Origin of the sequence: Labilibaculum antarcticum, from assembly GCF_002356295.1 — a bacterium.
GTDB classification, from domain to species: Bacteria; Bacteroidota; Bacteroidia; order Bacteroidales; family Marinifilaceae; genus Labilibaculum; species Labilibaculum antarcticum.
The window spans coordinates 4,952,006-4,966,459 of sequence record NZ_AP018042.1 but is presented as its reverse complement, the minus strand read 5'-3'; the positions used below and the strand labels follow the sequence as shown (position 1 = coordinate 4,966,459).

Annotated in this window: 12 protein-coding genes; 5 read left to right on the top strand and 7 right to left on the bottom strand. The window is 36.3% G+C overall.

Translation table 11 applies throughout. From position 1 onward, the window contains the following. Positions 1 to 57: 57 nt before the first annotated feature. The 3 genes from ALGA_RS19845 (at position 58) to ALGA_RS19835 (ending at position 3,209) form a co-directional block, all read left to right on the top strand. Positions 58 to 495: a hypothetical protein gene (locus tag ALGA_RS19845; protein WP_096432234.1), complete on the top strand. Its 438-nt coding sequence runs from the start codon at positions 58 to 60 to the stop codon at positions 493 to 495. A gap of 158 nt (positions 496 to 653) precedes the next feature. Further along, the gene (locus ALGA_RS19840) at positions 654 to 2,873 is read left to right on the top strand and encodes a TonB-dependent receptor (RefSeq protein ID WP_096432232.1); all 2,220 of its coding nucleotides are present in this window, start codon (positions 654 to 656) and stop codon (positions 2,871 to 2,873) included. Between the two features lie 21 nt (positions 2,874 to 2,894). Next, positions 2,895 to 3,209 (top strand): heavy-metal-associated domain-containing protein, encoded by a 315-nt coding sequence (locus ALGA_RS19835; protein ID WP_197705629.1) that lies wholly within the window; start codon positions 2,895 to 2,897, stop codon positions 3,207 to 3,209. Between the two features lie 209 nt (positions 3,210 to 3,418). On the opposite strand, the gene ALGA_RS19830 is transcribed toward ALGA_RS19835, so the two are convergent. Then, entirely contained in the window at positions 3,419 to 3,826 is a 408-nt protein-coding gene (locus ALGA_RS19830; RefSeq protein ID WP_096432230.1) for a DUF4332 domain-containing protein, read from the bottom strand. A gap of 11 nt (positions 3,827 to 3,837) precedes the next feature. Next, on the bottom strand, positions 3,838 to 4,275 hold the full coding sequence (locus tag ALGA_RS19825) for a hypothetical protein (protein ID WP_096432228.1): 438 nt from the start codon (positions 4,273 to 4,275) through the stop codon (positions 3,838 to 3,840). 433 nt (positions 4,276 to 4,708) lie between these two features. Here ALGA_RS19825 and ALGA_RS19820 point away from each other — a divergent pair, with 433 nt between their 5' ends. Next, positions 4,709 to 5,914 (top strand): helicase HerA-like domain-containing protein, encoded by a 1,206-nt coding sequence (locus tag ALGA_RS19820; protein ID WP_197705628.1) that lies wholly within the window; start codon positions 4,709 to 4,711, stop codon positions 5,912 to 5,914. Next, a complete protein-coding gene (locus ALGA_RS23495) occupies positions 5,892 to 6,239 on the top strand; it encodes a helicase HerA-like domain-containing protein (protein WP_197705627.1) in 348 nt (115 codons plus the stop codon). The genes ALGA_RS19820 and ALGA_RS23495 overlap by 23 nt, the downstream gene beginning before the upstream one ends. 105 nt (positions 6,240 to 6,344) lie before the next feature. On the opposite strand, the gene ALGA_RS19815 is transcribed toward ALGA_RS23495, so the two are convergent. The 5 genes from ALGA_RS19815 to ALGA_RS19795 all read right to left on the bottom strand — a co-directional run bounded on the left by ALGA_RS19815 (position 6,345) and on the right by ALGA_RS19795 (position 14,436). After that, positions 6,345 to 7,406 (bottom strand): hypothetical protein, encoded by a 1,062-nt coding sequence (locus ALGA_RS19815; RefSeq protein ID WP_096432226.1) that lies wholly within the window; start codon positions 7,404 to 7,406, stop codon positions 6,345 to 6,347. A gap of 345 nt (positions 7,407 to 7,751) precedes the next feature. Beyond that, positions 7,752 to 8,828 carry a butyrate kinase gene (gene buk, locus ALGA_RS19810; protein WP_096432224.1) on the bottom strand — a complete coding sequence of 359 codons (1,077 nt, stop codon included), beginning with the start codon at positions 8,826 to 8,828 and terminating at the stop codon, positions 7,752 to 7,754. Positions 8,829 to 8,930: 102 nt separating this feature from the next. Next, on the bottom strand, positions 8,931 to 10,076 hold the full coding sequence (locus ALGA_RS19805; RefSeq protein WP_096432222.1) for an acyl-CoA dehydrogenase family protein: 1,146 nt from the start codon (positions 10,074 to 10,076) through the stop codon (positions 8,931 to 8,933). Between the two features lie 128 nt (positions 10,077 to 10,204). Next, positions 10,205 to 12,022 (bottom strand): acyclic terpene utilization AtuA family protein, encoded by a 1,818-nt coding sequence (locus tag ALGA_RS19800; protein WP_096432220.1) that lies wholly within the window; start codon positions 12,020 to 12,022, stop codon positions 10,205 to 10,207. A gap of 428 nt (positions 12,023 to 12,450) precedes the next feature. Continuing rightward, positions 12,451 to 14,436, bottom strand: a complete 1,986-nt coding sequence (locus tag ALGA_RS19795; protein WP_096432218.1) for an acetyl/propionyl/methylcrotonyl-CoA carboxylase subunit alpha — start codon at positions 14,434 to 14,436, stop codon at positions 12,451 to 12,453. Between the last annotated feature and the right edge of the window lie 18 nt (positions 14,437 to 14,454).

Genomic DNA, 14,454 nt, shown 5'->3' with positions numbered 1-14,454 from the left:
TTCGAATAATGATTGTCTTACTAGTAACAACGCACAAATAAAGCTGTCTTTTAAAAGATGAAACAACCAATAAAAAATATCATTTCAATTGTTCTGCTGGTATTCTACCTGGCAGGATTTTGTGGTATTCATCTTTTAAAACATAGTTGTTCTTCTTGTGATCATTCAGAGGTACAAGTGTCGATGAATTCAGATACAGAATGTTCTAACTGTCCCTGTGAAGAAAGCCAACGTTCATATAAAAATCATTCATATGATCAAGCCAATAAGCTTTGTTGCGATTTTGATCTGGTATATCTAAAAACAAACCCAAGATCAATTATCAATAAAACGAACAATGCACCAAGTGCCTCAAAATTTGTTCTTCTTATATCTTATGCAGTAAGCATCGAAATGCTTTTCACTCCAGAAACGTATGCTGAGGAGTTTGAAGCCTGTAATTCTGACCGGCAAAGACGCATCAAACCTGATGTATTGTGCTGTTTTATCTGCTAACCCCTCCTACTTCTTCATCCAATTAATTCTCTGATTTCTTTTCAATAAGAAGGCTTCTAGAATTCCATTGACAAAAAAACACTCATTTATTAAAACCTCTATTAGATAGGTCGTCATTTTAAATGACCTCACTGATCTAATGTGCTTACTTATTACGTATGAAAATTAGAATTATTACAATAATCCTTTTTCTACTTCCAATTATCTCTTTTGCAGAAGATATTAAAGGGAAAATTATTGAAAAACCTTCTTCGGGGGAAATCATTCCACTTGCAGGAGCTTCAATATTTTGGAAAAACACAACAATTGGAACAGCCGCAAATACCAATGGCGATTTCATCTTAAATTCAAGTAATAAATCTGATATTTTGGTTGTGCGATTTGTTGGTTATGAAACAAAAGAAATAACCATTAAACAAACCAATAATGCGGACTTAGTGGTTGAACTTGTTCCAAATATTTCTTTAAACGAAGTTATTATATCGAAGCGTAAATTGGGTACCGTTTTAGATCGGGATAACCCAATACAATCGCAAAACATTACGGGTGCGGAACTTTGTAAAGCGGCCTGCTGCAACCTTTCCGAAAGTTTCGAGACCAATGCTTCAGTAGATGTATCTTATGCTGATGCCGCAACAGGTGCCAAATCCATTAAACTTCTTGGTCTAACAGGTAAATACATCGAAATGATGACCGAAAAGAATCCAAATTTCAAGGGATTAGCATCTGTTTATGGCATGGCTTACGTACCAGGTCCTTGGATGGAATCCATACAGGTTTCTAAAGGCGTAGGATCCGTTATAAATGGATATGAATCAATTACAGGCCAAATTAATATTGAGTATCAGAAACCTCAACAATCGCCAAAATTCTATATAAACACTTATGCAAATAACATGGGAATGGCTGAGGTTAATGCAATTACTTCCGTGAAGTTTTCACCAAAATTATCAACTTCTATCCTAGCCCATGTTCAAGATAACGATCGAGAAATAGATAAAAACAAGGATAACTTTTTAGATGACCCGATGGTGACACAATACAATTTTGTGAACCGTTGGAATTGGGATGTCAGTGAAAATTTCAAAACCCAATTTGGTGTTAAATTCATTGATGAACAACGAATTGGTGGTCAAAAAGGCTATAAAACAAATCAACCAAATGATATCAACAACAAATACCGTATCAATATTGATACACGCAGATATGAAGCATTTGCAAAAATTGGTTACTTATTTCCTAATGATGACGATAAAAGCCTTGCATTAATCACGAACTTTTCCTCTCACAAGCAAAATTCTTTTTATGGCCTAAGAACTTACGATGCGGATCAAAAATATTTCTACGCCAATTTGTTGTTCCAATCATATATCGGAAATTTAAAACACAAATACACTACTGGTTTATCGTATGTATACGATGACTTTAAAGATTATTTATCAGGAGATAATTTAGGAACCAACCGCACCGAGAAAGTTGCAGGTGCGTATATGGAATATACATGGCTTCCCAATGATAAAATTACCTTACAAACAGGTTTGCGATACGATGATCACAATATCTTTGGTGGTTTTGTAACTCCGCGTGTACATTTCAGATATCAATTTGCGCCAAAAACGACAATTCGATTAGCTGGTGGTAGTGGCCGTAGAACCTCTAACCCTATTGCTGAAAACAGCTTTTTACTAGCTTCAAATAGATCATTTGAAATTTCGGACAATTTAAAACAGGAAAAAGCATGGAACTTTGGGTTGAGCTTAACTCAGTATTTCAATCTATTTGGAAAAAGATTCACTGCTTCCGCTGATTTTTATAGAACAATATTTGACAATCAGGTAATCGTTGATCTGGATAACAGCGTGAATTCAGTGAAGTTTTACAACTTGGATGGAAGATCATGGGCAAACAACTATCAAGTAGAATTAAAATTTGAGCCAGTAGAACGTTTTGATGTAACCACTGCCATTCGCTTTTCGGATGTTAAGGCAGATATCAATAATGAATTCAGAAAAGTTCCATACGTGAATCGTTACAAAGGTTTGATCAATTTATCGTACGCAACCAATTTTAATAAATGGCAATTTGATTTCACAACTCAGTTTAATGGTGATGTGAGAATTCCATCTACTCAAGAAAATACGGATAATTTTCAAAGAAGAGAAAAATCTCCAGCTTATGCATTACTAAACGCACAAATCACAAAACGATTCCGTATTTGGGAAATATATTTTGGAGCTGAAAATTTGGGCAATTACACTCAAAAGAACCCAATTATCGAAGCTGAAAACCCTTTTGGAGAACAGTTTGATGCCTCAATGATTTGGGGACCAATACAAGAAAGAAAAATTTATTTAGGTGTTCGCCTAACCATTGAATAACAAACAATTAAAACAAATATCATGAAAAACCTATTACAGATTTTAAAAAGAACGATTGTAGCTCTTAGTATCCTATTAATTTCCTCTACAGTTTTTGCAGGCAACCAAGAAGAGAAGAAAGTTGACACCGTTATATTCAAAGTAGAAATGGATTGTACGGGATGCGTCAGCAAAATTGAAAAAAATATTCCTTTCGAAAAAGGCGTTAAAGATTTGAAAGTTGATTTCAAAAAGCAGCAGGTAAGCATTACTTTCAAAACTAAAGTAAACAGCAAAGAAAATTTAAAAAAGGCTCTTGAAAAATTAAAATTTAAAGTAGAAGAACTAAAGGGATAATGAATTCACATGTGATTTTCATCATTATTAAAACCGAGAAATTTCTCGGTTTTTTTTATTCTCACTTCAAGATACTTCTTTCTATTCTATAATTCACATCCTAAACTTGCTTGTTTTTAAACGCCAATCAAACTTATTTTTTATACTTATGGGATAGATATAAAAAAACCACTCGTTTTAGGAGTGGTTATATAAAACCAACAAATAATTTAATACGTTACCATTGGTGGTAAATTCTTAGCTTGCTCAATAAATTCCTCTATCTGACTTTCTCCAGGAACAACTCGGGTAACCTTCTTCTCTGCATGAACTTCGAGAAGCTTAGCATGTAAATTTTCAGCATTTCGGTTACGTAATTCTTTTACTGTATCAACACCCGATACTTTTAGTAATTCTGCAAACTGACTTCCAATTCCTTTAATTCGAAATAGGTCAGCCATATTTACAAAATCAAGTACTTTGCCTTCATCAATACCACTTTCCGATGCTATGGTTTTTCTACCAGCTTTAGTACATCCTTTTTCCAATAATCCACTAACAGTTTTAATACCTGCTTTTTCTAATTTTGCCGAGAAAGTTGGTCCAATACCTTCAATCTCTGAAATTTTTTGTGTCATCTTTTAAAAAATTAAAAATTAAACTTACCTTTTAACATACCTCCTATTTTATCTTTAATTCCACCTCCAACTAAATCCGCCATTAAATCTTTTACTCCATCGTCATTATCAGTTGGCGCTTCGTCTGTGTTATTTATAAATTTAAATACCATAGGAATTATTGCAGAACTAATCATCTTAGCCATTGTATCACTAACTCCAAGCTTTGAGATTAAATTAGAGCCATAGTTCGAAGCGATGGATGACACTAACGAACTTGATGATCCTCCAGAAAAGGCACTTGTGATGTCCCCAATATTTCCAGAACTAAAAGAATCCTTAAGTCCACTAAGAATACTATCCTTAGCTAAATCCAAGGCTTTTTCATTTTTATTAGAAGGCAAACCCATTCCTTCCAATAAATCCGCACCTTCAGTACTAAGTGCTTTACTTATTAAATCTTTAATCATTATTATTTTTTATTATCAAATTAATTGTAATAATTCAACATTAAAACATGCAGCCATTTCATTTGCTTTCAAACAATTTTACTTGTATCCATGGAATACGTAAGGCGCTTGCATGCAATCAGAGAATAAAACTCTTGTTTACTATTTAGGAAACAAGGGGATCTAATTATTTAAATAAATATGAAGAATTAGAGGTATTAAATTTTAGAACCAATGAAACTTGCAGTTAAAATATTTAAGAGAATTCTTAATAATCATGTATCATTTAAAGCACGATTAGAGGGAGATCAAATAACTAAAACTAATTTAATTCCTTTTTTCAACTCTTTCATTACTACTAGTTTTGCAAGAGTGTTTTAGTTTATTTAGACTAATTTAATTAAATTTAGTAGTATAAAAAAATAAAAATAACCCGCCTTAAAGAAGAATACACATGACAAAAGAAACTACATTATTAATTGGAGGTGTTGTGGTAGATAACACTCCAATTGATGGTCAAAAAGTGACAATATCGGCTAAATCACTAAACCGACATGGATTAATCTCAGGAGCTACCGGAACTGGAAAAACTAAATCTTTACAAGTATTGATTGAGGAACTATCCGGTATAGGTGTACCCTCTTTAGTCATGGATATTAAAGGTGATATTAGTGGTTTGGGTGCAGAAGGCAGTACAAACCAAATTATTGAAAAACGCGCACATCATATTCAAATGGATTGGATTGGAAAACGTTTCCCTATCGAATTCATGAGTATATCCGACGAACCTGGCGTTTCACTTAAAAGCACCATTTCTGAGTTTGGTCCTGTGATCTTAAGCAAGATACTATCTCTTAATGATACACAAACTTCGCTCCTGTCTATTCTGTTTCTGTTTTGCGATGACAAGAAACTCCCCTTACTCGATTTGGACGACTTAAAAACAGTTCTTCGATATGCCGCTGGAGAAGGAAAAACTGAAATACAGAAAATGTACGGATTAGTACCTATCAATTCCGCACACGCTATCATGCGAAGATTAACACAATTGGAACAACAAGGTGGAAATCGAATTTTTGGAGAACCTTCATTCGATGTTGATGATTTATGCAGAACGGATGAAAATGGATTGGGCATGATAAATATTATCCGTTTAACGGATGTTCAATCAAAACCTGCCTTATTCTCAGCCTTTATGATGGCTTTACTTGCTGAGGTATTTGAAGTATTTCCTGAAAAGGGAGATGTAGATAAACCAGAATTAATGATTTTTATTGATGAAGCACATTTACTATTCAAAAATGCCTCCAGAGAACTTCTGGATCAATTGGATACAATTATAAAACTGATTCGCTCGAAGGGAATTGGACTTGTTTTTATCACACAAACACCTGATGATATTCCGGAAAATATTCTTAGCCAACTTGGTTTTAAAATTCAACATGCATTAAGGGCATTTACTGCCAGAGATCGAAAAGCAATTAAGCTCCTTTCCCAAAATTTCCCTGAAAGTGATGCATACGATGTTGAAAGTCTAATCACAGAGCTGGGTATTGGAGAAGCATTGATTTCCTCACTTGATCGCAAAGGAAAGTACACCACTGGTTCATTCACTAATGCGACCTCCTTACTCCCGTATGGATGTTTTAAATCCTTCTGAAATAAATGCCATAGTTAGAAAATCGAAATTAGCCGATAAATACAACAAGGAAATAGATAGGGAAAGCGCCCACGAAATATTGATGGAACGAATTGAACAAATGCTGGAAAAAGAACAAGAAGATAAAGAAGAAACAAGCAGACCTAAGGCGACTCCAAGAACCAAGAGAAGAGTGAAAAATCAGTTTGAACAAATCATGAGCAGCTCTATTGGCACAACCATTGTTCGTGAATTAACCAGAGGAATTTTAGGTGTTTTTGGTATTTCGACCAGCACAAGAAGAAGTTCTAGTAGAACCAAGACTAAGGCAAAAAGTAAAATTTAGGGAAACCGTTTATTTATTCGATTCCCTTAAATTAGGCAATAAAAAAAGTTGCTCAATCTTTTCAGATGAGCAACTTTTTATTGATTACATATTTTTTGAAAAAATCTAACTACCAGGAGTAGGCTCAGCTTCTAAAGCTTCAATTGAATTTTGCAATAAAGCTTTTATATATTTTGGATTGTGAACACCCAAACTACGATCTTCATCCAATCCAGCCCAGTTAAAGAAAGCACGTGCCTGAACCATTGGGTAAACTCCAACAACTGGTTCATAAGCTTCATCTGCGGCAACATACTCAACAACACCTAAGCGAACTAATTCGTCTCTAAGAGTTTCTAGTTGACCTTCAACAAGTGATTGTACTCCTCCATAATTGAAATCTGTTTCTGTAACACCATGACATGTATTACATGCTAAAACAGAAGGATTATATGTATGTCCACCTTGATCTTCATCATTATCAAATTCTGACATATGACAACCAGTACAAGAAGCTTGAGCTAAGTGAGTAGCAGAACCTGCTGCAGGATAAGCTACAGAACCTTCAATTTCAGCAAAACCAACACCAGCAACAACATTTGCCTGCGCACCATGATGAGGTCCGTAATGAGTACTAGAAATATTAAATGTAGCATCATCAGGATTCGTAAACAAAGGCTCACCTCTTCTTGATTGGTGACAATTCGCACATAAATTTGAATTTCCTCCTAAATCCATAGTACTGGTAGGATCAAATATTGGAGCAACAGGATCCTTAAGTCTTAAAGCATAGTCGCTACCGTCAAACGACTCATGCAAACCATGACAAGTTGCACATTCCCATGCTGTAGGGTTTGTAATATCACCAGCAACAGCACCTGTATTTGCAAACTGCACAAAACCTTGATGTGAGTGACATGCTGCACATGATGCACGACCACCTGCGTAAGCAACTGCATTTAAACCACTACTGTGAACAGACATGGCAAATTGAGCATCAATATTAGATTTTGTTTCTGTAGCATGGCAATCTAAACAAGTTGAGTTACCATCGGTTCCATTAAGTCCGTCTGCACCATCAGTACCAGCTGCACCCATAGGTCCTTCTTTTGTACAACCAGCTATGAGCAGAGAAATGGCGAAAACACCAATTCCTACAAATTGAAAAAATAAGCGAGTTTTTTTCATAATAAAAAATATAAGATTAAATTTAGTAGTTACATTTTTGCCATAAAGAGCGTTTCTCCTTATACTTTTTAAATATATATGAATGCAAATGCCTTATCAATAAATGGCTGGCGAGATTTATAAACTACAAGAAAGAGGTTTGTTTTGTTTAAAAAACGAGGAATTTGGTTTTTAAATCGATATTTATCACCCGGAGAGCGATTTTTGTCGGCTAAGCCTGCAATAGGCTGACATACAACGCTATAAAGATTACTAATTGAACTATAACAAGGAATACATTTCGTTTGAGGCAAAAAAAATCAGCCGAAGCTGATTTTTATTGATTATAAATTAAAATAAATTCTTCTAATAATCTAATATTTCAGTCTCATTCCGCAAAATCATTCTGCCATAATCACTTAGTGCACTTAGCACTTCAGCTCCAGGATAAATAGTAACAGATGCAATTTTTTCTACTCTCATTCTAATTTCCCGAACAAAGGTTTCATCTTTGGCCATTCCTCCGGTTATAATTATTGCATCAACAGCTTCCTCCCCAAATACAGGATACATAGAACCTATTGATTTGGCTACCTGATAAGCCATTGCCGACAAGACCTCTTTGGCTTTAGAATCACCAGCATCCCTCATTTTACAAACATCAAATCCGCTATACGTATTGAAATAGGCATACAATCCACCTTCACCAGTTTGCATTTTCAGCAATTCCTCTTGTGAATATTTACCCGAGAAACACATTTGAATCATTTCGCCCATGGGCAAACTACCACTTCGAATAGGAGAAAAGGGACCATCTCCATCATATGCCTGATTTGAATCAACGACTCTCCCCTTTTTATGAGCTCCGATACTAATTCCTCCACCCAAATGAGCAATAATCAAATTCAAATCTTCGTACTTTTTAAAGACAGATTGAGCATATCTTCTTGCACTTGTTTTTTGATCCAATGCATGAAAAATGGAGCGCTTTTTAAACTCAGGCCTCCCTGTAATTCTCGCTATGTCCTCCAATTCATCAACCACAACAGGATCAGCAACAAAAGCATCTGCCCCATCAATTTGCTCCGAAATTGCGTAGGCAAGCAATCCACTTAAATTAACAACATCATTGCCAAACTCACAATTCGAGAGATCCTTAACCATGGCCTCATTAACTCTATAGACTCCTGATTTAACTGGTTTAAGAAGTCCACCCCGGCCAATTATAATTTTTATTTCCTCAAGATATATATCATTAGCCTTTAACTCATCCATAATGATTTTTGCACGATATTTCGTTTGATCGCAAAAGCATTTAAAATCAGTAAGCTCTTCAGGTTTGTGGTTAATTTTCTTCAAAAAAACCGGAGAGTTCATCCGATAAACAGCTATTCGTGTAAATTGCATTCGCGGATTTAAGGCAAGTATCAGTTCTCTACTCATAGTGATGGTGTTTATTGTTATGTGATTTATAGCTATTCGTCTTGAGCTATTAGCTTTTAAAAAATTTATTGTCTACTTTATAATTGTTATAATGAACCCATTTTAGCATCCAATATATCTTGAGATAACCATTCTTTGAATTTCAGATGTTCCTTCTCCAATTTGCAACAATCTTTGATCACGATAAAATCGTTCCACCGGATATTCTTTCATTAGACCATATCCTCCATGAATCTGAACAGCTTCATCGGCAACTTCCTTTGCTATTTCGGAACAATACAATTTAGCCATAGCAGCTTCTTTTCCGTATTCTTCGCCAATATCTTTCAACCAACATGCTTTGTATAGTAAATTCCTTGCCAATTCAATTTTCAGAGCCATATCGGCTAATTTAAACGAAATGGCTTGAAATTTCGACAGTGTTTTCCCAAATTGCTTTCTCTCTTTTGCATAAGCAAGAGCCAATTCGTAAGCACCCTGAGCACATCCAAGTCCCATCGCGGCAATAGATAGTCTTCCTGAATCCAAGGTTTTCAACATGACTTTAGAGCCCATGCCACGCACTCCCAGAATATTTTCTTTTGGAATGCTGCAGTCATCAAAGAACATTTCGGACGTATCCGAAGCCCTCCACATCATTTTACCATGCATGGCTTTGGATGTCCAGCCAGATGTTCCTTTTTCTACAATAAAAGTCGTGAATTCTTTTTCATTACCCTTTATTGCTGTAACCGCCTGAACTGTTACACCCGAACACAAAGGAGTTGATCCATTTGTAATAAAGATTTTCGAACCGTTAATCTCCCAACGATCACCTTTGTCTTTTGCAAATGTTTTTGATCCCCGGGAATCAGAACCAGCTTCAGGTTCTGTCAATCCGAACGCCCACAGTTCTTTACCAGAACAAAGTCCGGGTAGATATTTTAATTTTTGCTCTTCATTGCCAAATTCATACAATGGGCCAATTCCCAACGAATTATGAGCCGCAAGTGTGGCTGCATGCGAACCATCAACCCTTGCAATTTCCTCAACTGCAATTATATAAGACAAATAATCGGTATTATGTCCTCCATATTTTTCAGGAAGTGTCATGCCAAACAATCCCATTTCGCCCATTTTTTGGGTTAATTCAATAGAAAACTCCTCTTTCTCGTCTAGTTCCTGAGCCAATGGTTTTATATCCCGTTCGGCAAAATCCCGAACAGCCTTTCTTATCGTATCATGTTCATCATTCAAATATGGAAGCATATATATTTCTATTAGTAATTAATTATCCAGGAATGAGGAAATATCCCTGCCACTTCAATCTCTACGCTTCCTCATTCACAAATATTAAGTTAGCAACTATCAATGATTTCGCAAATTCCATTCTAGATTTATTTTTGAAATTCCCCGGATAATATAGTGGCGAGAACATCATCAGGAACCACAACCTCTTGATTCAACAGTGCAGATGCAAACATTTTACCCTGAGCATCAATCATTAATGATTTAGTTCCACCACCATCTAAAGCTTCTTCCAACAAAAAATTCAGAGCCATTAAATTATCAATTTCAAATCTTGTTACTTTGCCTTTTGATAATCCGAAAAACATATTCGTAATTCTTTCTGAAGTTAGTTCCGTTTTCAGGAATTCATATACCTCTTTGGATCTAGCCAATACCCCAACATTTACGGTATCGCCCTTATCTCCGGAACGAGCCAAACATATATCTCTAAATGGAACAGCACACATTTTTCTGCCTTTTTCCTTTTTCACATTGTCATGATAAGAATTCGATGATTGTGTTGCTACTAATTCCTGTTCATTTCCTAAAACAGATGGTATTTCTGATGTTTCTTTAATTTCTCCCTCTTTATCCAAAACGTAAACCATCGAGGAGATACAAGTTTTGGGAATTAAAGTAGGCCAATAAGTAATAACCTGTTGCATTCTAGCTCTACCACCTATTACGGCAACTCCAGGAGGTCCGCTCAAGATCAACGGAGCAATACTCATCGAAAAGTCTTTGATTTTTGAAACATCAGTATCGTAAACTGATAATCGCAGTAATATTTCATTGGGATTGATATCTTCAGCCAAATGCTGATGACAAGCATTGTATCCAACAAATTCAGTATTTTTCTTTAAATAAGAGTGCTTTAAACGTTGCCAAAATATTTTCTCGAACTCTTGTGCTTTAAGTAATACTTTGCCACCGCTAATTACGATAGAGCTTGTCGCTTTGTATCCATCTTCAAACGCCATCGAAACTTTTAAATATGGAGTGGATGGATGACCTTTTGCATTTTTCACCAATACACGATTTTCACCTTGCTCTTTCAATACTAATTGACTAAAATCGGCGACAACATCAGGACTGATATATTGAGCAGGATTGCCCATTTCATATACCAATTGCTCGCGAATTGTATCGATACTGATTAAACCGCCGGTATTCTCATGCTTATAGACCGTAAATTCACCATTTTTATTCATTTCAACAATAGGATATCCCATGTTATCCCAGCGTTTAACTTTTTGCCAATCGGTAAAATTGCCACCTGTTGACTGAGCCCCACATTCGATAATATGACCGGCTATTAAACCAGAGGCCAACTTATCCCAATCATCCAGTTTCCATCCCAATTCATAAATCATTGGTGCCATAGTTACTGAGGTATCGGTTACGCGGCCAGCCAGTATCAAATCGGCTCCACTCGCTAAAGCCTTTAATAAAGGAGGCACACCCAAATAAATATTCGCACTTTGTATGTTCTCGAAGATATCCTTAAAATCATCTCCGGTATCCATGTTCTTAAAACTGGTTTTGGCAGGATAAAATTCATCTATTCTTTCGATGATATTATCACCTTCAACCACTGCAATTTTAATAGTGATGCCTTTCTTTTTCAATTCTGAAAGAATTTTACGTGCACAACCGATTGGATTAATTCCTCCGGCATTTGTAATCATTCTTACACCTTTCTCTTTCATTAAATCAGCCACATCTACGATCTGATCCACAAAATCAGTTACATAGCCTAAAGATTCGTTTTTTAACTGTTGTTTACGAAGAATACTCATCGTTACTTCAGCTAAAAAATCAGAAGATATGTAGTCCACATCTCCACCTTCCAACTGTCTTCTAAGTACTCCAAGGTCATCGCCCCAGAAACCACCGGCATTTGCAATTCTGATTTTGTCTTTCATATGTTTATAATTTTAAGTTTTTGTCATATGGTCCCGAAAGCTTTCGGGATTACCATGCTGGAATAATCATCCCCCTGTGTGTCAAAATCACTTTGGCATGGACGTTTCATATTTTCAAAGTATAAGTATCATGTTTCAATCATATCCATTTATCGTAAAATTCTTTCGTCTTGGTCAATTCCCATTAATCATTTAGTGATTACACACTCTGTATTTTCTTCCTCCACCTTTGCGGCAAGCATTACACACCCTGTATTTTTCTTCCTCCACCTTTGCGGCAAGCATTACACACTCCGTATTTTCTTCCTCCACCTTGCGGCAAGCATTACACACCCTGTACTTTATCTTCCTGCAACCTGCAGCAAGCATTACACACTCTATATTTCTTTTCTGCAACTTGCAGGAGACTTACGCTTAGCGGTTAATCCCTATTCTCCAACTGCTTCCAATTTTATTAACTCCATTGCGTTCTTCACCTGATCCCCCTCACTCACAAAAACATTTCCTATAACACCTCCAAACGGAGCCAAAATACTATTCTCCATCTTCATGGCTTCCACAATAATCAGTACATCACCTTTAGCCACTATCTGTCCCGTTTTGGCTTCAATCTTAACCACTCTGCCAGGCATTGGTGATAAAATTCTTCCATCACCTTCTTTCTGATCAGAAACCCCAACATCTCCTATATTGGATTGAATCTCCGACCATCGAATCATCTCACGAACTATCCCCTGACAACTCACAAAGCTCTTTCCCTCTGTATTTTTCGATTGGTAAAACTGATATCTGACACCATTAAACTCCAACATTAATTGAAAGCCATCAATACTCACATTATCAATAATATAATTAGTATTGTAAATTTTTATATTGTATGGGTTTTTGCTGATTATTTCAATATCAAGTACTTCCTCATCTACAATTCTAAGTTTTGTTCCCTGCTGTCTCCAATAACCAATCTCTTCCCAAATTGAATCGACCTTCTCTCTGTTCAACTCAAACAAAGCAAAGCTGATTTGAAAAAGGAATGCTGGTATTTCAAGCTTATCTTCCTTCATTTTTTGCATCAACTCATCGTTATGATTCTGACAAAAATGGGTTGAGATCTTATTTCGTTTAAAATAGCTGGTATTCAACAAAGTATGCAAATACATGATGTTATTTTTGATTCCATGTATCTCGTAATTGTGCAAGGCATGATGCAAGCCTTCAATGGCCAAATCCCTGTTTTCGTCCCAAACTACCAATTTTGCTATCATCGGATCGTAATCAGGATGTATCGTACATGGCCCCACTATGGCGGAATCCAGACGCAGTCGCCCCTCAAACAATTTAGGCGCTTTGTAAAAACTTATTTCACCTGGCGATGGGATGAACTCATTTTCTGGATCTTCCGCATAAATCCTCGCTTCAATAGCATGTCCCTTCATGTGAATATCTTCTTGTCTCAACTTCAGCTTTCGCCCCGAAGCAATTGCTAACTGCTCTTCCACCAAATCAATTCCAGTAATCATTTCCGTTACCGGATGTTCCACCTGAATTCTTGTGTTCATCTCCAGAAAGTAGTAATTCAAGTCCTCATCAACCAAAAACTCAATTGTTCCTGCATTGGTGTAACTCATTTCCTGAGCCAAAAACACAGCCATATTGCCCATTTCCTTCCTCAATTCAGGCGTTAAAGTTGGCGAAGGAGCTTCCTCAATCACTTTTTGAAATCGTCTCTGAATAGAGCATTCACGCTCAAATAAATGCACCACATTTCCATGTTTGTCTGCTAAAATCTGAACTTCTATATGACGTGGATTTTGAACATATCTTTCTATCAGAACTGTCCCATCACCAAAATAAGTTGTTGCTTCGCGAGATGTTGATTCCAATGCCCCTTTTAAATCCTCTTTTTTATGAACGATGCGCATTCCTTTGCCACCACCACCAGCAGCAGCTTTAATCAAAAGCGGAAACTGCATTTCATTTGCCGCAGTAATCAATTCCTTAATGTCCCCAATCACCCCTTCTAACACAGGTACACCAATCGACTTGGCAAATTCACGGGCATTTACCTTATTCCCCATCAATTCGATTGCGTTAGCATCCGGACCCACAAAATCAATTCCATTATCAGCACATAATTGAGAAAAAACTGCATTCTCAGCTAAAAATCCATATCCTGGATGAATGGCATCCGCTTTTGCTTTTCGTGCAATTTCAACGATCTGATTTAAATTAAGATATGTTTCCTGCAAGTTATTTCCCTGCAACGGATATGCTTCATCGGCTTGCAATACGTGCTCTGCCTGCCGATCGAGTTCAGTATACAGCGCAATGGTATGAATACCCAGGTCTCTTGCTGTTCGCATGATTCTTAGGGCAATTTCGCCACGATTCGCTATTAGTAGTCTTTTGTAGTACATTTTTATTCAATTAGTAAT

Coding starts and splice junctions, on each gene's coding strand:
- ALGA_RS23495 (WP_197705627.1), top strand. CDS start 5,892: ATGGATGTTTTAAATCCTTCTGAAATAAATGCCATAGTTAGAAAATCG.
- ALGA_RS19795 (WP_096432218.1), bottom strand. CDS start 14,436: ATGTACTACAAAAGACTACTAATAGCGAATCGTGGCGAAATTGCCCTA.
- ALGA_RS19840 (WP_096432232.1), top strand. CDS start 654: ATGAAAATTAGAATTATTACAATAATCCTTTTTCTACTTCCAATTATC.
- ALGA_RS19800 (WP_096432220.1), bottom strand. CDS start 12,022: ATGAAAGACAAAATCAGAATTGCAAATGCCGGTGGTTTCTGGGGCGAT.
- buk (WP_096432224.1), bottom strand. CDS start 8,828: ATGAGTAGAGAACTGATACTTGCCTTAAATCCGCGAATGCAATTTACA.
- ALGA_RS19845 (WP_096432234.1), top strand. CDS start 58: ATGAAACAACCAATAAAAAATATCATTTCAATTGTTCTGCTGGTATTC.
- ALGA_RS19815 (WP_096432226.1), bottom strand. CDS start 7,406: ATGAAAAAAACTCGCTTATTTTTTCAATTTGTAGGAATTGGTGTTTTC.
- ALGA_RS19830 (WP_096432230.1), bottom strand. CDS start 3,826: ATGACACAAAAAATTTCAGAGATTGAAGGTATTGGACCAACTTTCTCG.
- ALGA_RS19825 (WP_096432228.1), bottom strand. CDS start 4,275: ATGATTAAAGATTTAATAAGTAAAGCACTTAGTACTGAAGGTGCGGAT.
- ALGA_RS19835 (WP_197705629.1), top strand. CDS start 2,895: ATGAAAAACCTATTACAGATTTTAAAAAGAACGATTGTAGCTCTTAGT.
- ALGA_RS19805 (WP_096432222.1), bottom strand. CDS start 10,076: ATGCTTCCATATTTGAATGATGAACATGATACGATAAGAAAGGCTGTT.
- ALGA_RS19820 (WP_197705628.1), top strand. CDS start 4,709: ATGACAAAAGAAACTACATTATTAATTGGAGGTGTTGTGGTAGATAAC.